The organism is Rhodoferax sp. OV413 (assembly GCF_900104385.1).
In the GTDB taxonomy this organism is placed as follows: domain Bacteria; phylum Pseudomonadota; class Gammaproteobacteria; order Burkholderiales; family Burkholderiaceae_C; genus Rhodoferax_B.
In genome coordinates this window covers 354,108-376,717 of the sequence record NZ_FNJA01000007.1, presented here as the reverse complement: position 1 = coordinate 376,717, position 22,610 = coordinate 354,108, and the positions used below count along the sequence as shown (strand labels likewise).

Here is a 22,610-nt window from a genome sequence, read left to right as displayed (position 1 = left end):
TGCGCCGGCCTTGTTTGGGCCGATGGCTGTCGGTCGTGAGGGCCTGGTGAAGGGCCGGCTCGAAGGCGGTGAGCTTGCCCTCGACGCTGGTGCGTTCGTACTTGGGCACGGCCTCGCCGGGTGCCTTGAGCCACTTCTTGACCGTGTTGCGCGACAGCCCGGTGCGCTTCGCGATCTCGCTGAGGGAGAGTTGGTCGCGCAACTTCATGCGCCTGACCTTGCCAATCATGTCCATGGTGATCACCTTGAATCCCTGCTGAAAGTTTCAGCAGGTCAGTGGAACACCCTGGTCAATTTTGGATCGGCACTTTGCGGTTTAGCTGGTCAGTTTTGGATCGGCACTAACATGCAACTACTTCGGCGGCCATCCAAGTAAGGCTTTCGCACCGAGTGCCAGCTTCTTCCCGCGCGTACCGTTTAACTGTCTGAATCCCGCTTTCCATGAGACCGTTATTTCCTTTTTGGGTAGGTGAATTTTTGGGGTTGCCGTGTGTACTGCTTGAGCAGCGGACATCGTTAACTTCGTAGAAAAACATGCTCCGTGTTGCTGTCATTTCGCCTGTATTGTAGATGTATAAACAGTGGATACATAAACGGTAGATTTAATGGCTGTAGATTTTAGGGCGGTATGTAGGCAACCTTAAGGAATGAAAAAGCAAGAAAAGGTGCCTGACGCACGCGCGCTGTTGGCAGCCAATGTTCTAAAACATCGTATGCAGTTAGGGGTATCGCAGGAGAAGCTAGCGGAGATGGCCGGCTTTCACCGGACTTACGTCAGCCAAGTGGAGCGTCGGGTTGCGAATGCCACCACGGACAACGTTCAAAAACTTGCCGACGTGTTGAGTGTTCCAGTCGCGCAATTATTCGAGGTTCCCAGCGAGGACTGATGGGCCTGTAGGCCGCTTTGGGAGGGGACGCGCTGGAGCAGAACTTTAATGTCACCAGAAATTCTGGAGCAGAACTATTTGTCACTTCCTGCGTTTTATGCCCTAAATCTGCGTTATTCGCAGAGTTTTGGTGCCATCGAGACTTAAGAGCTAATTTGGTACGAATTCAAGTTGCCGAATTCAGAACTCCAAATTTCCAGCTTGGGAATTCCCGAGAAGTGAGTGCTCATGCGGGTTTGAGGCCGCTAGAGCAGAACTTTAATGTCACTTAGCGGAGCTGCATTTCACGGTTTGGAGCAGAACTATTTGTCACAAAACCGCTGGAGCAGAACTATTTGTCACGGAGCAGAACTTTAATGTAAGCCACCAACGCGCCGACTGGGAGCTGTTCCGCGCGGCAGGCGTTGCCCATTTAATCAGCATCTCTGGGTTGCACGTCACCATGTTTGCATGGTTGGCAGCTGGACTGGTGGGGTGGCTGTGGCGACGCAGCGATGTGCTGGGCTGGCGTGCGGGCCTGCTCTGGCCGGTGCCCCAGGTGGCGCTGCTGGGCGGGGTGCTGCTGGCTACAGCCTATGCCGTGTTCAGCGGCTGGGGTGTGCCGTCGCAGCGCACAGTATGGATGCTGGCGACCGTGGGCTTGCTGCGGCTCAGTGGCCGGCAATGGCCATGGCCTTCGGTCTGGTTGCTGGCCTGCGCGGTGGTGCTGGCCATTGACCCTTGGGCATTGCTGCAGGCCGGGTTCTGGTTGAGCTTTGTCGCGGTCGGTGTGCTGTTTGCTACAGATAAAAGAGCTGCTCACGCAGGCGATATCAGCGCCAGAGCCCGATTTGGCTTGATGTTGCGGGAGCAATGGACCATTACCCTGGCCTTGGCACCGCTGAGCCTGCTGCTGTTCCAGCAGGTGTCGGTGGTGGGGCTGCTGGCCAATCTGCTGGCGATCCCTTGGGTCACGCTGGTGGTCACGCCACTGGCCATGCTGGGCGTGCTGTTGCCGCCGCTGTGGCAGGGGGCGGCATTGGCGGTGGATGGTCTGGGTTGGCTGCTGCAGGCCCTGGTGCAAATGCCGTTTGCTACGGTTTCCGTAGCTGCCTCTGCAGTGTGGATGGGCGTAGCAGGCGTGTTGGGTGCGGTGTTGCTGGTCTTGCGCTTGCCCTGGGGCTTGCGCGCCTTGGGTTTGCCCTTGTTGCTGCCGGTGCTGCTGTGGCAAACGCCACGCCCGGCCAGCGGCCAGTTCGAGCTGCTGGCCGCAGACATCGGCCAGGGCAATGCCGTGTTGGTGCGCACCGCGCAGCATGCACTGGTATATGACACCGGGCCGCGCTTTGGTCTGGACAGCGACGCCGGCCAGCGCGTACTGGTGCCGCTGCTGCGGGCGATGGATGCTTCTGTGGACACCGTGCTGGTAAGCCACCGCGACAGCGACCACAGCGGTGGTGCGGCTTCGGTGTTGGCGATGCAGCCGCAAGCCGAACTGCTCAGTTCGATCGAAGCCGGCCATGCATTGCAAGCGCTGCGGCCCGCTCGGCGCTGTGTGGCGGGCCAGGCCTGGGATTGGGATGGCGTGCACTTCGAGCTGCTGCATCCGCAGGCTGGCGACTATGACACCGCGACCAAGCCGAATGCGCTGAGCTGCGTGCTACGCATCAGCAACGGCGCGCAGACCGCCTTGCTGGTGGCCGACATCGAGCAACCGCAAGAGGCCCGGCTGGTGGCGGATGCCGCCGCACTGCGGGCCAATGTGTTGCTGGTACCGCACCATGGCAGCAAGACCTCCAGCAGCCCGGCTTTTCTGGATGCAGTCCAGCCGCGGATTGCGCTGGTGCAGGCCGGCTACCGCAATCGCTTCGGCCACCCCGCGCCACCCGTGCTGGCGCGCTACCAGGAGCGCGGCATCCAGCTGGTCGACAGCAGTCACTGCGGGGCGGCGACCTGGTCGTCGGCCACCCCCGAGGCCGTGCGCTGCGAGCGACTGGTGGCGCCGCATTACTGGCAGCACCGGCCTTTGTGAATCGGCCCTGAAAACAGCGCTACGATGGGTGCCGTGGAAGCCATGAACGGGACGGCGTGGATTGCCGGAGCCCTCCACAGATCGCTGGTTTTTGCACCAACCTGGCGCGCAACTTGCTATGCTTTGTTATCAGGAGATGGATTTTTTTATGCAAAAATTTGACGAGATGTACACGGCGCTGCCGTACGAGTTTTTCTCAGAGGGCAAGCAGATCCGGGACCATTACAAGATCTACGATGCCTGGCTCGCCAAGCAGCCGGGTGACATGATGGCCAAGCGGCGCGAAGAAGCCGAAATGATTTTCCGCCGCGTCGGCATCACCTTCGCGGTGTATGGCGCCAAAGACGAAGACGGCTCGGGCACCGAGCGCTTGATCCCGTTTGACCTGATCCCCCGCATCATCCCGGCCCACGAGTGGGGCAGCATGGAAAAAGGCCTGGTGCAACGCGTCACCGCGCTGAACCGTTTCATCCACGACGTCTACCACGACCAAGAGATCCTCAAGGCTGGCCTGATCCCGCGTGAGCAGGTCATCAACAACGCCCAGTTTCGCCCTGAGATGATGGGCGTGGATGTGCCCAACAACATCTATTCGCATATCTCCGGCGTCGACATCGTGCGCGCCCCCGATGCCCAGGGCAACGGCGAGTACTACGTGCTGGAAGACAACCTGCGTGTGCCCAGTGGCGTGAGCTACATGCTGGAAGACCGCAAGATGATGATGCGGCTGTTCCCCGACCTGTTCAACCGCCACCGCGTCGCACCCGTCGCCCACTATCCCGACCTGCTGCTGGAAACCCTGCGTGCCTCGGCCCCGGCAGCGACGTCCGACCCGACGGTGGTGGTGCTGACGCCCGGCATGTACAACAGCGCGTACTTCGAGCATGCGTTCCTGGCCCAGCAAATGGGGATCGAACTGGTCGAAGGCCAGGACCTGTTTGTCAAAGACAACTTCTGCTACATGCGCACCACCCGCGGACCCAAGCGCGTGGACGTGATCTACCGCCGCGTCGACGACGACTTCCTCGATCCACAGGTGTTCCGCCCCACGTCGACGCTGGGCTGCGATGGCCTGATGGCCGCCTACACCGCAGGCAACGTGACCATCTGCAACGGGGTGGGCACCGGCGTGGCCGACGACAAGTCGATCTACCCCTACGTGCCGAAGATGATCGAGTTCTACCTCGGCGAAAAGCCGATCCTGAACAACGTGCCCACCTACATGTGCCGCAACAAGGACGATCTGGCCTATACCCTGGCAAACCTGAAAGACCTGGTGGTCAAGGAAGTGCACGGCGCTGGCGGCTACGGGATGCTGGTGGGCCCGGCCTCCACCAAGGCCGAGATCGAAGAGTTCCGCGCAGCCCTGCTGGCGAATCCCAGCGGCTACATCGCTCAGCCGACTCTTAGCCTGTCGAGCTGCCCCACGTTTGTGGAAAGCGGCATTGCACCGCGCCACATCGATCTGCGCCCCTACGTGCTCTCGGCCAAGACCGTGCAAACCGTGCCCGGCGGCCTGACCCGCGTGGCGCTGAAAGAAGGCTCGCTGGTGGTCAACTCATCGCAAGGTGGTGGCACCAAGGACACCTGGATTCTGGAAGACGACACCGTGCCCGCCACGGTTCCCGTCATTCCGCCAGAGACGCAAATCCAGTCCCAATCGTAGACAACAGACCACAGGAACAACCACATGCTGTCACGCACCGCCGACCATCTTTTCTGGATGTTCCGTTATACCGAGCGCGCGGAAAATTGCGCTAGCGCAATTTCTACAAAATACGGCCGCGCGCGCAGCGCGTGCGGTGTTTGAGGCCCAGGAGATAAGAACATGCTTTCAAGAACCGCCGATCATCTTTTCTGGATGTCCCGTTATACCGAGCGCGCCGAAAACACCGCCCGGATGTTGGACATCAACTACCAAACTGCGCTCTTGCCCCAGTCGGCCGCCGTTGCCCAGGTGGGCCTGCAAGGCCTGCTGTCCATCAGCGAACTGCTGCAGCCCTACATGGCCAAGCATGGCGAAATCACCTCCAAGGCGGTGATGGAGTTCATGGTCAAGGACGAAGAAAACCCGTCTTCCATCATCTCCTGCCTGCGGGCGGCGCGCGAGAACGCCCGTGCGGTGCGCGGCACGCTGACCACCGAAGTCTGGGAAACACTCAACACCACCTGGCTGGATGTGAACCGCATGCTCAGGGCCGGTGAGTTCGAGGCCGATCCCGCGCAGTTTTTCGAGTGGGTCAAGTTTCGCTCGCATCTGTCGCGCGGTGTGACGCTGGGCACCATGCTGCAGGACGAGGCTTTTCACTTCACACGCCTTGGCACCTTCCTGGAGCGGGCCGACAATACGGCGCGTCTGGTGGATGTGAAGTTCCATGCAGTGCAAAGCGATTTCTTTGGCAACGCCAACGAAAAGGACCAGGAGTACGACTTCTACCACTGGAGCGCGATTCTGCGCAGCGTCTCGGGCTTCGAGGTGTACCGCAAGGTCTACCGCGATGTGATCAAACCCGAGCGTGTGGCCGAGCTGCTGATCCTGCGTGCCGACATGCCACGTTCGCTGCACGGCAGCCTGAACGAGGTGTTGAGCAATCTGTCGCTGGTATCCAGCGATCCGCACAGCGAGACCCTGCGCCGTGCTGGCAAGCTGCGCGCCGACCTGCAGTTCGCCCGTATCGACGAAATTCTGGCTACCGGTTTGCATGCTTTCCTGACCCAGTTCCTGGACCGGGTAAACGAGCTGGGTGCCCATATCAGCCGTGAATTCCTGGTGCCTGTGACCGCCTGAGATGGCTGGTTATGGTGTGCAGATGCCGCGCTGCCTGCGGCCTGATGTTCTGTTGACTTTGCGAATCCAGGAGACCCGAGGCGTGCCCATGTGCCGGCGGCGGCGTTGACCCGCTATTTCACCCGTTGGCTGGGCAGCTTGAGTGTAGGCCGCAAGCTCACGCTGATCTATCTGCTGGATCTGACGGCGGTGATCTATGTGTCGAGCATCCTGATCCACGAGAAATTCCAGTCCATCGATTTCACCCGCAAGGAAATTGTCGGCGCCTCGTACAGCGTGGCTGTGCGCGACGTGCTGATGGTGCCGTTTTTACCGTCGAGCCAGGCGGTGGAGCTGGATGAGAACGCGGTGCTCAAGCCTTTGCAACCCCTGCGCGAGGCCCATGACGAAGATCTGAAGACGGCCGAGGCCAGCCAGGCCTTTGTTGCCTCCTGGCGGATAGCCACCCATATTGGCGAGGCCGAACGCCAGAACGCCTTGAAGCTGATGGTGCGGCAGGCGCGCGAGCTGCTCACCACGGTGGGCAACCAGTCGAACCTGATTCTCGACCCCGACCTGGACAGCTACTACGCGATGTCGCTGGTGGTGCTGCGTTTTCCGGAGCTGCTGGAAGTCTTGAACGACACGGTGCGCATCCTGCCCAAGCCCCTATCGGCGACGGCAGTACCCAGCGGTGTGGCCGACCGGCGTACCGAGCTGCTGATCCTGGCCGGCCGCCTGGATGCGGTGGCGCTGGGCATACGATCCGACTACAGCCAGGCGTTTGCGGCCGGCTCGCCGGTGCAGCGGGCCGCGCTGGAGCCGGGGCGCAAGCTGCTGGAGGCGCGCTTGAGCGAGTTTCTGGCCGCAGTGCAGCAGCTGGCCGATGGCGATGTGAACCCGCAGAACCTGGAGCAGCTGCGCGTGCATTACGCGGCGTCACTGGTTGCGCTGACCGACGCCTGGGAGCGCACCGCCACCGACCTGGACCGCTTGCTGCGCGAGCGCGTGGATTTGCTGTTCACCCGCATGTGGCTGCACCTGGGCACCGCCTTGCTGTTGCTGACCTGCATCTTGAGCCTGGTGTATGCGGTGGCGCGCCAGATATCGCGCCCGCTGAAGAACTTGGCCCGGGTGGCCGACACCGTGCGCCAGACCGGAGACCATACACAGCGCGCGGTCTGGCATAGCCGTGACGAGATCGGCCAGCTGGTTACCGCCTTCAACGGCATGCTGGCCCAGCTGGACCAGCAACGCCTGGCCGAGCAGGAAGCAGCGGCGCGCACCCGTGCGGCCCAGGCCCAGCAAGCGCTGGTGGAGGCGATACCGATTGCGCTGGTGGTGACGTCGGTGCCCGACCACCACGTGCTGCACGCCAATGCGCCGGCCCAGCCTTGGTTGGACGGTTTGACGCGCGATCCTTGGCGTACCGGACTGGAGCCCGGGGTACGCGCGCGCTTCTTCCAGCATTTGTCCGACCGCGGGGCGGTAGACGAGTTCGAGGTGCGTTGGCTGGGTGGTACCGAGCCGTCGTGGGCCGTGCTGTCTGCCCGCAGGTTGCAATTCCAGGGGCAGGACGCGGTGCTGACTGCGTTTACCCCGATCAATGTGCTCAAGGTGATGGAGCGGCGCCTGGAGCTGTGGGCCAAGGTTTTCGAGGCCTCCAGCGAGAGCATCATCATCATGGATGCGCAGCAAAAAATTCTCAGCGTGAACCGGGCGTTCTGCCGCAGCACCTCGTACGATTTTTACGAAGTCATAGGGGAGCATTTGAACGTGTTGCTGGATGGGCCGCATGCCGCGACCTTGGGCCAGCGCCTGAATACGCTGTCGCAGGAACGGGATGCCTGGCAAGGGGAGGTGAGCTTTCGCAAGCGCTCGGGTGAAACCTACCCTGCATGGCTGATGATCTCGGCGGTGCGCGATGGCTCGCGTTCGGGGACGGTTTCGCAGTACATCGGTATCTCGGTGGACATCAGCGACCGCAAGCGCACCGAGGCGCGGGTGCAGTTCCTGGCCCAGCATGACGTGTTGACCGAGCTGCCGAATCGCGCTTTGTGCATGCTGCGGCTGGAAGCAGCGATTGAGCTGGCCCAGCGCAGCGGCGAGCGCGTGGCCGTACTGTTCATCGACCTGGACCGCTTCAAGAACATCAACGATACCCTGGGCCACCATATTGGCGACGGCGTGTTGCGCTCGGTGGCAACACGCCTGACCAGCGCCGTGCGTACCGACGATACCGTGAGCCGGCTCGGCGGTGACGAATACCTGGTGATCTTGCGCGGCGTAGAAGAACGCGAGGAGGTCCAGCACATGGTGGAACGGCGCCTGATTCCGCTGATCCGCCAGGCCCACCATGTGGACGGCCATGAGCTGCAGGTGTCTTGCAGCGTAGGGGTGGCGCTGTACCCGGACGATGGCGTTGATCTGGACCAGCTGATGCGGCGTGCCGATGCGGCCATGTATGTGGCCAAGAACGCCGGGCGCGACATGGCGCGCTTTTATGCGCCAGAAATGGAGCAGATTGCCCAGCAGCGTCTGGCGCTGGAGCATCACTTGCGCCAGGCTATGGCGCTGGGTGAGTTCAGCCTGCATTTCCAGCCCAAGGTGAACGCGGTGTCGCTGGCGGTGGTGGGGGTTGAGGCCTTGATGCGCTGGGACAACCCGGAGCTGGGTTCGGTGCCGCCGTCGCGTTTTATTCCGGTGGCCGAAGAGACAGGCTTGATCCGCCCGATGGGCGCTTGGGTGCTGCAGCAGGCCTGCGGGCAGCTTGCGCAATGGCACGCCCAGGGCTTGGGCTACCTGGGGGTGTCCGTCAATCTGTCGGCCGTGCAGCTGGCCGATACCGGGCTGGTCGCCCAAGTGCGCGACTGCCTGCAGGTGCACGGCATACCGCCTGCGGCGCTGGAGATCGAGATCACCGAGTCGGTGCTCATGGACAACACCAGCCTGGCCGAAGAGCAGCTGGCAGCCTTGAAGGCGCTGGGCGTGCAGCTGTCTATAGACGATTTCGGAACCGGCTATTCCAGCCTTGCCTACCTGAAACGTTTTGCGATTGACAAGCTCAAGATCGACCAGTCTTTTGTGCGCGACATGCTGGCCGACCCGACCGACTTGGCCATCATCCGCGCCATCATCGCGCTGGGCCATACACTGGGGCTGCAGGTTGTGGCCGAGGGCGTGGAGATCGAGCAGGTGGCAGGCCAGCTCAAGACCTTGGACTGCGACGAGCTGCAGGGCTACTACTTTGCCCGGCCGATGACGGCTTTGGCGTTCGAACAGTGGCTGCATGAGCGCAAGCAGCGGCCGGCAGAGCGCCGACGCAGCTACTCCGTCTGATCGCCGACGATCAATAGTCGATGGTGACCAGCAGGCTGCCGATGTAGATGCCTGGCGGTATGGCTTGCAGCGGTGGCATGCGGGCGTATACGTTGTGCACCTGGAGCCCCGGGGTGACAGTGGTGAGTGATGTAACGCTGCTGGCCACACCGGTGCCTGAGGTTCCGCCATTGCCCCATACGGTGGTGCGGGCTGCGTTCTTGTAGACCTGGTAGTACAGCTTATAGGCGCCGGACGACATGGCTCGCACAGCATCGTTGCCTGTACCGGTGCCTGCAATCGTGATGGTGTAGGAGGTTGTGAGGGGCTGGGACAGCCCCGGCGTACAGCTCACGGTCACGGTCGCCACGGTGTCATTGGCGGCAGGCAGGATCGAGTCGTAGATGCCGAACGCCATGGGGCTGAGCAAGGCGCCACAGGTGGCCGCCTGGCATGGCAATGTGGCTGTGGCGATGAGCAGGCAGGACACTAAGGTAGCGGTATGCATCGGTATCCTTCTGGCGGGTCTTCTTGTGGCTGGTAACGGAAGCGGCAGCGCTCGCCGTTCCACTCGATAGTCACCTCGGCGGCCCGGTCGGAGCGCTCAAAGAAGACTTCGCCGCGCGATGTCACGGCGGTGGGCAGGCGCTGGGTGGAGATGCTCACCGCGGCGCCGGCCGGGATCCACTGGCCATCGGCGTTCTGCACCGGTACTGCAATACCCCCGTCACTGATGTCGAAACGGGCCAGCACGCCGGCCGCACCTGCAGGCACCACATTTTGCTGGTCGCGCGGCATGGCGTACTCAATCGGCAGGGTGGAGGTATCCACCCCCACATTGTTCGCCTGGTAGGCGCGGCCCTCGGTGACGATGGCCCAGCCCTGGGCGTTGGTGCGGGCAACCTCGCGGTTATCCAGCAGGACGGGCAGGTCGGGCAGTCCAACATCCACCACGATGAAAGCATCGTCGATGCGGCGGGACGTGAATACCCGGCCTTCTGCCAGGCCCACCGCACCGGATACACCGACCGACGTGGAGACGTTTCTACGGTTGGCTTGTGCCTCGATGCGCCAGTCGGACTCTGCCGTGCGTTGGGTCCAGCGTCCGCCAAGCTCGTTGTACTGGCCCACGCTGCCATAGGTCTGAAATCGCCGCATCTCGGTTTGCGCATCGGGCGGCGGTAGGGACTGCACGCTCCATTGCAGCGAGGCTTTTTCACCATGGCGCTGCTGGAGGCTGACCTGCGCATCGTAGTTGTTGCCCAGCGGCTGGGACCAGATGACGTATACGCCCGTGCTGCTCCTTTGATTGACGGTTATCTTCTGCAGGGATAGAGCGAGTTGGTTGCGCGCGCCGGTTTGCAGGCGTGCACCCAAGGACGCGATACGTGCGTAGCGTGCGGTGTTTTCGCGCCGCGCTTCGATGGCTGCAGACACCGACCAGCGGCTTCCGAGGTTGATGCTGAATCCCGAACTCAACACGTTGCAAGGACGCCAGAGGCGGTCGGTCAGCGGCTGGGTGGTGATGCCTGAATGGCAGCTACCCAGCGATTGCTCTGTCTTGACGACCAAGGACATATCTTGGGCCAGGTATTCATGCCCTGCGCTCAGCCAGAGCTGGCCCCGAGGCTGCGCCTCGGCGCGCTGCCAGATCACGCCCAGCGAGGTATAGCCGCGCGAGGGGGCTGCAGTTTCTGCCGCGAGCGTGAAGCGCTTTGCGCTTTCTGCCAATAGCACTTGCGCTTGGGCGGTGAGCTGCCGGCTCAAGCCGCGCCGTACCATGGCCGCCGCGAGGGCAGGCGGGCGGGCGGTTGTTTGCAGGCCCAGGTTGGCGAGCACACCCACGTCCAAAGACCACTCACTGGCGCCGGGCGTCAGCATCTGCGGTGCGTGGTAATAGGGCTGGCTATTGCGTGCCTGCAAGCCGGTGATGTCGGTGGTGACCAGATCCATGTCGCCCCGCCCCGGGTACTGGGGCTGCAGTTCGATACTGTAGGGGCCATAGGGTATCTGCGCCGTTTGGCGATAGAGTCCATCGGCAAATACATCGGCACGCAGAGCCCGCTCGGCGATGCCTTCGATACGGGGCCGCAGCATGTGGCTGACAGTGGGTTGCAGGCGGGCATTGCTGCCCACCCGCAAGCCCGTAAGCGGCAGCCCGGCGCCCAGCGGCGTATCGGGTACTGTGATGCTGCCTGCTTGCAAAGAGATGCCTTGCTGGGGCCGGTCTATCTGCCAAACGGCCTGGGTCAGGGTACGGGTGCCGCCACCGCTCACGAGCACGCCACCGGCCCGGATGGCGCCATGCCCATGGGGCGAGTAGACGCGGCCTTCCAGCAAAACCGAAGCCCCTGGGCGGCCGGTATGCCAGGCGGTCAGGTCGTAGTTGAGGTAGCCACCGGTGGACTCCGTGGCAGTATCTTGCAGCAGCTGAGGCGGCGCGATGTGCAGCGGCAGAATGTCAATGTTCTTTAGCGTAATCGTGAGCAGGGCGCTGGATTCATCGTAAAAGCAAATGTCGCGCTGGCCACAAAAGGCGGCATGCTGCAGGTTTTCAAATGACCGTTGTGTCCGTCCTGCAAGATCCATCCGCCAGGATTGGGCTTCCTTGGTTGGAAACCAGACGCGGCTGTTGCTGCGACCTAATTCGCGGTGCAACAGCTGTGCATCCGCTACCACCGTGCCATTCAGCACCACACTGACGACAACGGGTTCGGTTATGGGTTCGCTGGACGAGCCGGTCTGCGCTAGCGCTTCCAATGGCAGTATCCCGAAAGCCAGTACAGCAAGCCGAATGAGCGGCTCAAGGTTGCAGTACGGGGCTTTCACGCTCATCGTCGCCCTCCAGCCAACGTACGCGGGTGCCGGGAGGTACGCGCTCTTGCAATGGGATGACCAAGCTGGAACGCGCCAACACATAGTTGCTGGGTGGTTCGATACGGCGCGATCCGTCTGCGCCAGAAAGCACCAACCGCACGGCACGTTTATGGGTATTGCCCGGGTTGCGCGCGGTGAGAGACCAGCCATCGGCTTCTTGTCGGGCCGACCACTGCAGAGCTTGCGGCTGGGCTTGGGTGGGCGCCACAAATACCGGAATGCCTATGCGCAGCCGCACGCCTATACCAGCGGCTTGCAGCGGCGCCGGCGCCGTCAACTCGGTGAGGTAAAGCCGGTAGGCCCGTTCCGTGTCCGTGCTGGCGGGCCGTAACAGTCCGATGCGCAAGCGCATACGTTGATTTGGCGGGAGTGTCACCACCGCTGGCGTCACCACCACGTCATTCGCCAACTGACCGGGTGCGCCCTCGGGCCAGACTTGCACCTCGGTTTCAACGGTCACAGTCTGCGCACTGGTGTTGGTGACCAGCACGGACTGCACGCCACGGTTGGCACCGAAATCGACACGTGTCGGTAGTACGGTCAAACCGCCAGCGCTGATGGTCAAAGCGAGTGTGGTGCCCAGAACGAGCGTGACCAGGCTTGCTGCCCGGCGCAGCAGCGGATATGTTCCACCCCGCATCAGTAGTCAACCGTTACGGTGATCTGGTCGGCGTAGCTCCCGGGTGTCACATTCTGGTTTTTAGGAATCTTGCCGTAGATCGTGGCGGGAACCGCTACGCCCGCGCCTATTCCGGATACGCCCAGCACCGCGGCAACCGTACCGAAGATGCCGGTCATTCCGGCATCGCGGTAGATTTCGTAGGTGAGCCGCGAGGTACCGCTACCCATGCGCCGCACGGCGCCGGACGCATAAGTGCCGGAGTTCAGGCTGATGGTGTAGGGGGTGAGCAACGAACAGTTCACACTGATCGTGGATGTCGTCGTGGTGTCGCTGGCGGAGCCTCCGTCATAGGTGCCAAAGACCAAATCGGTGGCACTGACGGTGCAAGAGGTCAAAACCGTGGCGGTGACATTGAAATTTGCCGTGGCACTGGCCGCCTGAACATGCCGGTGCGAGAACACCATGAGTACCAAACCGCTGGCCAGCAAGCAATAGAGCCAGGGAGTCAAGCGCTGCGCGTATATCCGCTTACAAGCTACAGTTCTCATGATTGTCCCTCGCTTTGTATTAACTTGTAGGTCAATATATCAGTGGAATATCATTCCTTACAACTGTAACGGGTATTTAATTTTGATTTTTATCGGTAATTGTTGATTAAAAAAGTGGGTGGTTTTTTTACTTTATATTCCTAGCATTTCACTGCCCGGATTATCGAATAAGGCGCGCAACTTGGGGGGGAGGGGCACGCCTACCGCTTCGGGTAAACCGGGTATAGGTTGTAAAAACCACTTGTCGTAGAGGCGCTGCATTTCGCCGCTCTTCATCATTCCGGCCAGCACTTCGTTGGCCAGTGCGTGCAGGTTTTCATCCTGCAAGCGGAACATCAGTGCAATCGGGTCGGTACGCAACACCCCGTCCAGCAGTACATAGCGTTCAGATGCCGGGGAGAGTGCGCGCTGCGCCAGCATGTAGGGCGTGGCCAGCGCCACCGCATCCACCCGCCCTGATTCCAGAAGTCCAAAGGTGTCCGATGCGAAGCGGCCGAAGACTTCTTTTACCTTGAGTGGGCTGCTGCGGGTCAGTGTGCGCAGCGCGGGCGCTGCGGTGCCGCCAGCTTCCACGCCCACAGACTTGCCGCCCAGGGTCGCCAGGCTCAGGTCTTTGTTGTCGGCCAGCGCCATCACGCGGATTTCCGACACCATGGTGGCGTGCGTCAGCAGTGCTTGCTTTAGCGACGAAATATTGACCGCGTTGCTGCCACATTCGATGTCGATGGAGCGGTTGTCCAACAGTGCGAACCGGGTGGACAGAGTGGTGGGTACGGTCACCACCTTGAGCCGCGGCAAATCAAAGCGTTGCCGGATGGCGGCTACCAGCCGCAGGCAGACATCCATGTGGTAGCCGATGGGAGCGCCCGAGGCATCCAGGTAACTCAGGGGCATGAGGTTGTCGTTGACGCCCAGCACGATGCGCCCTGTTTGCGCAATCCGCACCAAGGTCTCATCGGTGGCGTGTGCAGATACCAGGAAATTCCAAAAGAATATGGCGACCCACGTATTACGCAATACTCGTCCGAGATTCTGCAAAACATTCCATTTTTTAATAACTTTGGGCGCCATGCTATGGGGTTAACCTAAATTCATCATCAAACTTGATTATGTTTTGTTTTGAGTAAATTTCAGTGTGATTTATATACGTTTTATCGATTTATTATCTTGGGCTGACGGCTGAGGCAAACCAACATGAAAGATGACGCTATGGCTGGCTACAAGCGGTTGATTCGTAGTACCAAGTGGCTTTTTGTGTTGCCCGTGTGGTTGTGTTTGGACGTTGCTTCCAGCGTGCTGGCGCAGTCTATCGACAGCAAGGCCGATATCCGCATCGGCATGGTGAACGCACAAACCGGGCCTGTGGCCGAGTTGGGCCAGGCCATGCTGACCGGCGCCCAGGCGGTCTTCAATGAAATCAATGCCAAAGGCGGTGTGCATGGTCGCAAGATTGTGCTGCAGGTCGCTGACGACGCCTATGAGCCCGAGCAGACGCTGGAAAAAACCCAGCAGATGGTTCAAGACGAGCAGGTGCTGGCTTTGTTTGGCTACACCGGTACGCCGACTGTGAATGCCGTGCTGCCCTTGATCGACGAGCATGACGTGCCTTTGATCGGGGTGATCTCGGGCTCTTACGGCTTGCGGCAGCCGATCTTGCGCCGTGTCTTCAATTTACGGGCCTCCTACCAGGACGAGACCGAGGCAATCGTGGCCCGGCTGCTGGAAAAGGGGGCGAAGAAGGTTGCCGTGGTGTACCAGAACGACGGCTTTGGTCTGGCTGTGTTGTCAGGTGTGGATAGCGCCTTGCTCAAGCGCGGTGCAGTGGTGCATGCTGCCGGCAGCTTCCAACGCAATACCGTGGCGATCCGTATGGCCTTGTCCACCATGGTGGAACAGCAACCCGATGCGATTGTGCTGGCCGGCCACTACACACCGGTGGCCGCATTCATCAAACAGGTGCGGGCAACCGGTTTGCGCCCGCAATTCGCCACGGTGTCGGTGGTGGGAACCGAGCGCTTGATGGAGCAATTGGGGGTGGATGGCCAAGGCATGCTGATCTCGCAGGTTGTGCCTTTGCCCAACGAGAGCGAGTTGCCCATCGCCCGCGATTGCCGGGCCGCGCTGCAGCGCCAGAGCGGTAAGCAAATGACCTTCATCACTTTCGAGGCCTGCATCAGTGCGCGGCTGCTGGTGCGGGCGCTGGAAAAAGCCGGCCCCAAACCCACACGCAAGGCCTTGGTGGCCAGCCTGGAATCGATGCGCTCGGCCGACCTGGGGGGCTTGCCCATTCAGCTGTCGGAAGACAACCACCAGGCCAGCGATCTGGTGTTTTTGACCGAAATCCTCGACGGAAAGCTGGTCAGCGCGCGCTAGTTAGTTAGTGGCTTAGTGGCGGGCGTTGTGGGTGGCCGTCAGCAGCTTATCGGTGTAGGCGATGGCCAGTGCGCTGAACAGGAACGCAACGTGGATGATGGTCTGCCACATCAGCACCTTTTCATCGTAGTTGGCTGCGTTGATAAAGGTCTTGAGCAGGTGGATCGACGATATGCCGATGATGGCGGTGGCCAGCTTTACCTTCAGCACCGAGGCATTCACATGGCTCAGCCATTCGGGCTGGTCGGGGTGGCCGTCCAGGTTCATCCGGCTCACAAAAGTCTCGTAGCCGCCCACAATCACCATGATCAGCAGGTTGGAAATCATCACCACGTCGATCAGTGCCAGCACCACCAGCATGATGATGGTTTCCGTCAGCGCCTCAGGGGCTACCGAGGCTTTGTAGCCAATGCTGCTGACCAGTGCCTGCAGGGCTGCCTGGTTGCCAAAAGCGGCTTCCACCAGATGCAGCAGTTCGACCAAAAAATGCACCACATACACAGCCTGGGCGGCGATCAGTCCCAGGTACAGCGGTAGTTGCAACCAGCGGCTGGCAAAAATAAAGCCCGCCAAAGGACGGATGGGAGCGGGTTTGGAATGGGTGGGGTCGGACATTTTTTTAGCGCGTAAGTTGGTAACTGGGATGCCGGATTGTAGGATTAGGCGTTTGTAGGCTTTCTACAAGTCAGCGGCGTGTAAGAGCCAGCATCGACATTACCGTCCAGCGCTATCCAAACTACCCATTGAGGAGACAAAACCATGACCAGCCCCAGCTCTGCCATCGAGTCCGTGTTGATTGAGAACCGCGTGTTCCCGCCCAGCGAGGCAGCGGTCAAAGCGGCCCGCATCTCCGGCATGGATGGTTACAACGCCCTGTGCGCCGAGGCCGAGCGGGACTTCGAAGGCTTCTGGAGCCGTCTGGCCCGCGAAAACCTGCAGTGGAACAAGCCCTTCACCCAGACCCTGGACGAATCCAATGCCCCGTTCTACCAGTGGTTTGCCGACGGCGAGCTGAACGCCTCGGCCAACTGCCTGGACAAGCACATGGGCACGCCGACCGAGCACAAGACCGCCGTGATCTTCGAAGCCGACGACGGCAGTGTCAAAAAGACTACCTACCGCGAGCTGCTCACCCAGGTCAGCCAGTTCGCCAATGCGCTCAAGGCCGCGGGCATCCAGAAGGGCGACCGCGTGCTGGTCTACATGCCCATGACGCTGGAGGGCGTGATCGCCATGCAAGCCTGCGCCCGGATTGGCGCGACCCACAGCGTGGTGTTCGGCGGCTTTTCGGCCAAGGCCTTGAACGAACGCATCATCGACGCTGGCGCCGTGGCGGTGATCACCGCCAACTACCAGATGCGCGGCGGCAAGGAACTGCCACTCAAGGCCATCGTCGACGAAGGCATCGCCATGGGTGGCTGCGAGTCGATCAAGACGGTGTTCGTCTACCAGCGCACCGCCACCGCCTGCGCCATGGTGGCCGGCCGCGACAAGACCTTTACCGAAGCCATTGCCGGCCAGAGCAGCGACTGCCCTCCGGTGGCCGTGGGTGCCGAGCATCCGCTGTTCATCCTCTACACCTCGGGTTCCACCGGCAAGCCCAAGGGCGTGCAGCACAGCACCGGTGGCTACCTGCTGTGGGCCAAGCTGACCATGGACTGGACCTTCGATCTGCGCCCGGAAGACATCTTCTGGTGCACTGCCGACATCGGCTGGATCACCGGCCACACCTATGTGGCTTACGGTCCGCTGGCGGCCGGGGCGACCCAGATCATCTTTGAAGGCATTCCCACCTTCCCGAACGCTGGCCGTTTCTGGCAGATGATCGAGCGCCACAAGTGCACGATTTTCTACACCGCGCCCACGGCCATCCGTTCGCTGATCAAGGCAGCCGAGTCCGACGCCGCGGTACATCCCGACCGCTCCGACCTGAGCAGCCTGCGCATCCTTGGCTCGGTGGGCGAGCCCATCAACCCCGAAGCCTGGATGTGGTACTACAAGAACGTCGGCCACGAGCGCTGCCCCATCGTCGACACCTTCTGGCAGACCGAAACCGGCGGCCACATGATGTCGCCCATGCCTGGCGCCACGCCACTGGTACCTGGTAGCTGCACCTTGCCGCTGCCCGGCATCATGGCGGCCATCGTCGATGAGGTGGGTACCGACATCCCGAACGGCACGGGCGGCTTGCTGGTCGTCAAGCGCCCGTGGCCCAGCATGATCCGCACCATCTGGAACGACCCCGAGCGCTTCAAGAAGAGCTACTTCCCGGAAGAAATGGGCGGCAAGATCTACCTGGCTGGCGACGGCGCGGTGCGAAGTGCCGACCGTGGCTACTTCCGCATCACCGGCCGTATCGACGACGTGCTGAATGTGTCGGGCCACCGCATGGGCACGATGGAGATTGAATCGGCTTTGGTGTCGCACACCGCACTGGTGGCCGAGGCGGCGGTGGTGGGTCGCCCCGACGACCTGACCGGCGAAGCCATTTGCGCGTTTGTGGTGCTGAAGCGCGGCCGTCCCAGCGGCGACGAAGCCAAGCAGATCGCCAACGAGCTGCGTGCCTGGGTGGCCAAGGAAATCGGCCCGATTGCCAAGCCCAAGGACATCCGCTTTGGCGACAACCTGCCGAAAACCCGCAGCGGCAAGATCATGCGCCGCCTGCTGCGCAGCCTGGCCAAGGGCGAAGAGGTGACGCAAGACACCTCCACCTTGGAGAACCCGGCAATCCTGGGCCAGCTGGGCCAGGCTTATTGATGGAGTGCTATATTTAATATAGCTGCTGGTGCTGGTTGTATAAGCGCTAGAGGCCTAAAAGACTATTAAAAAAGCCCGCTGAATATCAGCGGGCTTTTTGCTTTGCGTGGGCGGGCTTACTTCAGCGACAGCACCCAGGCCGCCAGTTTCTTGGCGTCGGCTTCGTTCACCTGGGCGTTGGCCGGCATGGCCACCGGGCCCCAGGCGCCCGCGCCGCCCTGGCGGATCTTTAGCGCCAGCCGGTCGACCGCGCCTTTGTCATCCCGGTATTTGTTGGCCACCTCTTTGAAAGCCGGGCCGACGCGCTTGCTGTCGATGGTGTGGCAGGCCATGCAGCTCTTGGCCGTTGCCAGTGCCTGGTCCGCCTGGGCGGGCAGGATGGCGGTGCTGGCCAAAGCCAAAGTCAACAGAAGTCGCATCATTTGTTTCGTGGGTTGGGGTACAGTGAACCGATGTCATTTTATAGAGCGACGCAGACCGGGCTGGCCGTCGCAGGCTGGAGGCCAACATGCTGTTTTTAGGAATCGGAATCGTCTTGCTGGTGTTGAAATACCTGGCGATGGGGCCTGTGGCCGAATGGAGCTGGTGGGTGGTGCTGTCGCCGTTCGGCCTGGCAGTGGTCTGGTGGTGGTGGGCCGATGCCACCGGCTATACCAAGCGCAAGGTGATGCAAAAGGAAGACCAGCGCAAGCAGGCGCGCATAGACAAAAGCCGAGAAGCCATGGGCCTCAAACCCAAGAAGCCACGTTGATTGGCATCCGCCCATAAAAAAAGCCCAAGGTCGCAAGACCCTGGGCTTTTTGCATGGCGCGTGGCTTAGAACGCGTCGAGCACCGCGCCCTTGCTGGCGGTGGATGCGTTGAAGGCAAACTTGGCCTGTACGCCGCGGGTGTAGCGCGGGGCCGGTGCTTTCCAGGTGGTGCGGCGTTGGGCGATCACTGCGTCATCCACGTTCAGCTGCAGCAGCAGCTTGCGCGAGTCGATGGTGATGGAGTCGCCTTCTTCCACCAGGGCGATCACGCCACCGGCAGCGGCTTCGGGCGCCACGTGGCCGACCACCATGCCCCAGGTGCCGCCGGAGAAGCGGCCGTCGGTGATCAGGCCTACGCTTTCACCCAGGCCGGCGCCGATCAGCGCGCCGGTGGGGGCCAGCATCTCTGGCATGCCGGGGCCGCCCTTGGGGCCCAGATAGCGCAGCACCATCACGTCGCCGGCCACGATCTTGCCGGCCAGGATGGCGGCCAGGGCAGATTGTTCGTCGTCGAAGACGCGGGCCGGGCCGGTCATCACCGTGTTCTTCAGGCCGGTGATCTTGGCCACGCAGCCTTCGGGCGACAGATTGCCCTTCAGGATGGCCAGGTGGCCTTGCTTGTACATGGGGCGGTCGATCGGGCGAATCACGTCCTGGTCGGCGCGTGGCACGTCCGGGATGTCGGCCAGCACTTCGGCCACGGTCTGGCCGGTGATGGTCAGGCAGTCGCCGTGCAGCAGGCCGGCGGCCAGCAGGGTCTTCATGACCTGTGGAATGCCGCCCGCGCGGTGCAGGTCCACTGCCAGGTACTGGCCGCTGGGCTTCAGGTCGCACAGCACCGGGGTCTTGACGCGCACGCGCTCGAAGTCGTCGATGCTCCACTCCACGCCAGCCGCATGGGCGATGGCCAGGAAGTGCAGCACCGCGTTGGTCGAGCCGCCGGTGGCCATGATGACGGCCACGGCGTTTTCGATGGACTTGCGGGTCACGATGTCGCGCGGCTTGATGTCCTTCTTGATGGCTTCGATCAGCACGCGGGCCGATTCCTGGGCCGAGTTCAGCTTCTCGTCGTGCGGATTCGCCATGGTCGACGAGTAGATCAGGCTGATGCCCAGGGCTTCAAACGCGCTGGACATGGTGTTGGCCGTGTACATGCCGCCGCAGGAGCCGGTGCCAGGGATGGCGCGCTTTTCGATTTCCAGCAGGTCTTCGTCGCTCAGATTGCCGGCGGCGTTCTGGCCCACGGCTTCGAACACGCTGACGATGTTCAGGTCCTGGCCCTTGTAGCGGCCCGGCAGGATGGTGCCGCCGTACACGTAGATGGCCGGCACATTGGCGCGCAGCATGCCCATCAGGCCGCCGGGCATGTTCTTGTCGCAGCCGCCGACCACCAGCACGCCGTCCATCCACTGGCCTTGCACGCTGGTCTCGATGCAGTCGCTGATGACTTCGCGGCTGACCAGGCTGTACTTCATGCCTTCGGTGCCCATGGCCATGCCGTCGGAGATGGTCGGCGTGCCGAACACCTGGGCATTGCCGCCCGCAGCTTCAATCGCGTCGATGGCTGCGTCGGTAAGCTTTTGCAGGCCGCTGTTGCAGGGCGTGATGGTGCTGTGGCCGTTCGCCACGCCGACCATGGGCTTCTTGAAGTCACCTTCTTCGTAGCCCATGGCGTAGTACATCGAGCGGTTGGGCGCGCGCGATTTGCCTTCGGTGATGTTTTTCGAGCGGGGGTTCAGGATGATGGGCTTGGTTTCCATGGCGGGTCTCTTTGTGTCGTGGGGAGGTGTTTTTTGCAGCGCTGAGTATGCTACGGACGAAAACTCGGGTCCAATCTATTTTTGAGTGCTTATTAATATGTGTGGCATATGAATGAAATAGAACTTCGCGTGTGGAACCAGTTTGCTGTGCTGGCCGACGAGCTGCACTTTGGCCGCGCCGCCCAGCGCCTGTTCATGACCCAGCCGCCGCTGACGCAGGCGATAGCGCAGTTGGAGAAGCGGCTGGCCGTGCGCCTGTTCGACCGCACCAAGCGCAGCGTGCAGCTCACGGCCACCGGCCGGGCCTTGCTACCCGAGGTGCTGGACCTGCTGGCCCGCGCCCAGGCCTTGCCCGAACATGCGCGTGCGGCGGCGGCCGGTGAGCTGGGCCGCTTGCGGCTGGCGTTTGTGTCTACCGTCGGCTTCGCGCTGCTGCCGCAATGGGTGCGCGGCTTTCGGGCGCTGTACCCCAAGGTGCAGATGGAGCTGGTCGAGGCCACCGGCGACGTGCAGCTGGAAGCCTTTGCGCGCGGCGAAATGGACGCGGGCTTTATGCTGCACGCACCCGGCTTTGCGCCGTTGGGTCTGGAGCGCCATGTGGTCAGCCAAGAGCCGCTGGTGCTGGCTTTGCCAGAGCAAAACCCCTTGGCTGCCTTGCCCAGCCTGAGCCTGGCCGCCGTGCTGGACCAGCCGCTGGTGATCTTCCCGCGCCGCATCGTGCCCTCGCTGTACGACGCGATCTTTGGCGTGTACCACGCGGCCGGGCGGCTGCCCGAGGTGGCGCAGGAGGCGATCCAGATGCAGACCATCGTCAACCTGGTGTCCGCCGGCCTGGGCTGCGCCTGGGTGCCGCAAAGCGTCACGCAGTTCCAGCGGCCGGGCGTGGTGTACCGCAGCGTGGTGGCCGGCAAACGCGGTGCGGCTCTGCCGGGTTGTGAGACCAGCCTGGTCTGGTCGGCAGCAGATGCCAGCCCGGCGTTGCAGCGCTTTGTGGAGTTTGTGCAGCAGGCTTGATTGCTCTGCTTTTTATAGCTGCTTCCGCTGGAAGAATAAGCGCCAGAGGTACTTTTTACTTATATCGATGCTGTCCTAAACGCCCGTTCCGATGTCTTTGGCCGTAGTCTGCTGCGGGCTTGAGGGCAGTTTGCCGAAGCCCGGCAGCCGCAGCTTCAGGTCGTTCACATCGACGCCGAAGCCCAGGCCGAGCAGGTTCAGCTCCAGGCCTTCTTCACGCGCCACCGTCACCCCGGCCAGGCCCAACACGGACAGCTGCCAACCCGTGCCGCTGGGGGCATGGTCGACGAAGGTGTTCGGTCCCAGATAGTCTTTGCCGATGGCGGTGGGCGGCAGGTCCAGGCGCAGCGCGGGCACGTGGCGCGCGACCCAGGCGACGAAGGTGTTGCTGTTCGGTCCCGGCCAGAGCCGGTACTCATGGCCCCAGGGGTAGGCGGCGATGGCCTCTTCGATATCGTCGATCATGTCGTCCACGCCGGCGCCGCGGTGGTCCGCCAGCAACTGCGGATAGGCGCCATACCATTGGGTGTCGGGATGGGTGCCGGTGCTGGTGACCAGCACGTCGTTGCCGTTGCCTGCGCGCCAACCCACGATCTGGTAGCTGGTGTAGTGGTCTGCGCCAGCGCGCTTGACCGCGATCCAGGGGTGGATGCCGAAAGCGCCACGCCAGCGCACGGTGCGCGCGCCATAGACCTGCACTACCGCGCGGCGTTCCAGCGCAGGGTCGGGCGCCTGGCCGGTGCTGCTGTGGCTGGTCTGTTGCCAGGGCGTTTGCATATCGAGCGTGCCCGAGGCCAGTACGCCAATCGGGCCGAGCAGCAATAGCAGCACAAGGCCCAACAGCCGTAGCGGCCAGCGTAGCCAGCGCCAGCTGGTGCTGGTTGGGTTGTGGGAAGAGGTGTTGAGAGGTGAACCAGACGCCATG

At 62.0% G+C, this 22,610-nt stretch carries 17 protein-coding genes and 2 pseudogenes; 9 read left to right on the top strand and 10 right to left on the bottom strand.

Annotated features, from left to right (window positions below):
- Positions 1-235 (bottom strand): helix-turn-helix domain-containing protein (locus BLT66_RS22320; RefSeq protein ID WP_143029259.1); only part of this gene is annotated, 235 nt, incomplete at its 3' end.
- 412 nt (positions 236-647) lie between these two features.
- Here BLT66_RS22320 and BLT66_RS22315 point away from each other — a divergent pair.
- The 5 genes and pseudogenes from BLT66_RS22315 to BLT66_RS22290 all read left to right on the top strand — a co-directional run bounded on the left by BLT66_RS22315 (position 648) and on the right by BLT66_RS22290 (position 9,004).
- Positions 648-887 (top strand): helix-turn-helix domain-containing protein, encoded by a 240-nt coding sequence (locus BLT66_RS22315; protein WP_092761312.1) that lies wholly within the window; start codon positions 648-650, stop codon positions 885-887.
- 367 nt (positions 888-1,254) lie between these two features.
- Positions 1,255-2,898, top strand: a pseudogene (locus tag BLT66_RS22310) (DNA internalization-related competence protein ComEC/Rec2); the annotation flags it as partial.
- 148 nt (positions 2,899-3,046) lie between these two features.
- The gene (locus tag BLT66_RS22305; protein ID WP_092761371.1) at positions 3,047-4,564 is read left to right on the top strand and encodes a circularly permuted type 2 ATP-grasp protein; all 1,518 of its coding nucleotides are present in this window, start codon (positions 3,047-3,049) and stop codon (positions 4,562-4,564) included.
- A 24-nt stretch (positions 4,565-4,588) separates the two neighbouring features.
- Positions 4,589-5,686, top strand: a pseudogene (locus tag BLT66_RS22295) (alpha-E domain-containing protein).
- Positions 5,687-5,791: 105 nt separating this feature from the next.
- On the top strand, positions 5,792-9,004 hold the full coding sequence (locus BLT66_RS22290) for a bifunctional diguanylate cyclase/phosphodiesterase (protein WP_092761308.1): 3,213 nt from the start codon (positions 5,792-5,794) through the stop codon (positions 9,002-9,004).
- Positions 9,005-9,014: 10 nt separating this feature from the next.
- Here BLT66_RS22290 and BLT66_RS22285 read toward each other — a convergent pair whose 3' ends face one another.
- The 5 genes from BLT66_RS22285 to BLT66_RS22265 form a co-directional block, all read right to left on the bottom strand.
- Complete coding sequence (locus BLT66_RS22285) at positions 9,015-9,491, bottom strand: spore coat protein U domain-containing protein (protein WP_092761306.1); 477 nt, start codon at positions 9,489-9,491, stop codon at positions 9,015-9,017.
- Positions 9,473-11,818: a fimbria/pilus outer membrane usher protein gene (locus tag BLT66_RS22280; protein ID WP_176955139.1), complete on the bottom strand. Its 2,346-nt coding sequence runs from the start codon at positions 11,816-11,818 to the stop codon at positions 9,473-9,475. The genes BLT66_RS22285 and BLT66_RS22280 overlap by 19 nt, the downstream gene beginning before the upstream one ends.
- The gene (locus BLT66_RS22275; protein WP_092761302.1) at positions 11,787-12,500 is read right to left on the bottom strand and encodes a fimbrial biogenesis chaperone; all 714 of its coding nucleotides are present in this window, start codon (positions 12,498-12,500) and stop codon (positions 11,787-11,789) included. The genes BLT66_RS22280 and BLT66_RS22275 overlap by 32 nt, the downstream gene beginning before the upstream one ends.
- The gene (locus BLT66_RS22270) at positions 12,500-13,030 is read right to left on the bottom strand and encodes a Csu type fimbrial protein (protein ID WP_092761300.1); all 531 of its coding nucleotides are present in this window, start codon (positions 13,028-13,030) and stop codon (positions 12,500-12,502) included. The genes BLT66_RS22275 and BLT66_RS22270 overlap by 1 nt, the downstream gene beginning before the upstream one ends.
- A gap of 132 nt (positions 13,031-13,162) precedes the next feature.
- Positions 13,163-13,975: a transporter substrate-binding domain-containing protein gene (locus BLT66_RS22265; protein ID WP_176955138.1), complete on the bottom strand. Its 813-nt coding sequence runs from the start codon at positions 13,973-13,975 to the stop codon at positions 13,163-13,165.
- A gap of 330 nt (positions 13,976-14,305) precedes the next feature.
- Here BLT66_RS22265 and BLT66_RS22260 point away from each other — a divergent pair, with 330 nt between their 5' ends.
- Entirely contained in the window at positions 14,306-15,403 is a 1,098-nt protein-coding gene (locus tag BLT66_RS22260; protein WP_255407040.1) for an ABC transporter substrate-binding protein, read from the top strand.
- A gap of 12 nt (positions 15,404-15,415) precedes the next feature.
- Here BLT66_RS22260 and BLT66_RS22255 read toward each other — a convergent pair whose 3' ends face one another.
- Positions 15,416-16,018 carry a TIGR00645 family protein gene (locus tag BLT66_RS22255; RefSeq protein WP_092761296.1) on the bottom strand — a complete coding sequence of 201 codons (603 nt, stop codon included), beginning with the start codon at positions 16,016-16,018 and terminating at the stop codon, positions 15,416-15,418.
- A 144-nt stretch (positions 16,019-16,162) separates the two neighbouring features.
- On the opposite strand from BLT66_RS22255, the gene acs reads away from it, so the two are divergent.
- Positions 16,163-18,160: an acetate--CoA ligase gene (gene acs, locus BLT66_RS22250; protein ID WP_092761294.1), complete on the top strand. Its 1,998-nt coding sequence runs from the start codon at positions 16,163-16,165 to the stop codon at positions 18,158-18,160.
- A gap of 116 nt (positions 18,161-18,276) precedes the next feature.
- On the opposite strand, the gene BLT66_RS22245 is transcribed toward acs, so the two are convergent.
- Complete coding sequence (locus tag BLT66_RS22245; RefSeq protein WP_092761292.1) at positions 18,277-18,582, bottom strand: c-type cytochrome; 306 nt, start codon at positions 18,580-18,582, stop codon at positions 18,277-18,279.
- Positions 18,583-18,668: 86 nt separating this feature from the next.
- On the opposite strand from BLT66_RS22245, the gene BLT66_RS22240 reads away from it, so the two are divergent.
- Complete coding sequence (locus BLT66_RS22240; RefSeq protein WP_092761290.1) at positions 18,669-18,911, top strand: TIGR04438 family Trp-rich protein; 243 nt, start codon at positions 18,669-18,671, stop codon at positions 18,909-18,911.
- Positions 18,912-18,976: 65 nt separating this feature from the next.
- On the opposite strand, the gene ilvD is transcribed toward BLT66_RS22240, so the two are convergent.
- The gene (gene ilvD / locus BLT66_RS22235) at positions 18,977-20,671 is read right to left on the bottom strand and encodes a dihydroxy-acid dehydratase (protein ID WP_092761288.1); all 1,695 of its coding nucleotides are present in this window, start codon (positions 20,669-20,671) and stop codon (positions 18,977-18,979) included.
- A gap of 108 nt (positions 20,672-20,779) precedes the next feature.
- Here ilvD and BLT66_RS22230 point away from each other — a divergent pair, with 108 nt between their 5' ends.
- Positions 20,780-21,685, top strand: coding sequence for a LysR family transcriptional regulator (locus tag BLT66_RS22230; protein WP_092761286.1), 906 nt, complete (start codon positions 20,780-20,782; stop codon positions 21,683-21,685).
- 75 nt (positions 21,686-21,760) lie between these two features.
- On the opposite strand, the gene BLT66_RS22225 is transcribed toward BLT66_RS22230, so the two are convergent.
- On the bottom strand, positions 21,761-22,609 hold the full coding sequence (locus BLT66_RS22225; RefSeq protein ID WP_092761284.1) for a DUF3750 domain-containing protein: 849 nt from the start codon (positions 22,607-22,609) through the stop codon (positions 21,761-21,763).
- Position 22,610 lies beyond the last annotated feature (1 nt).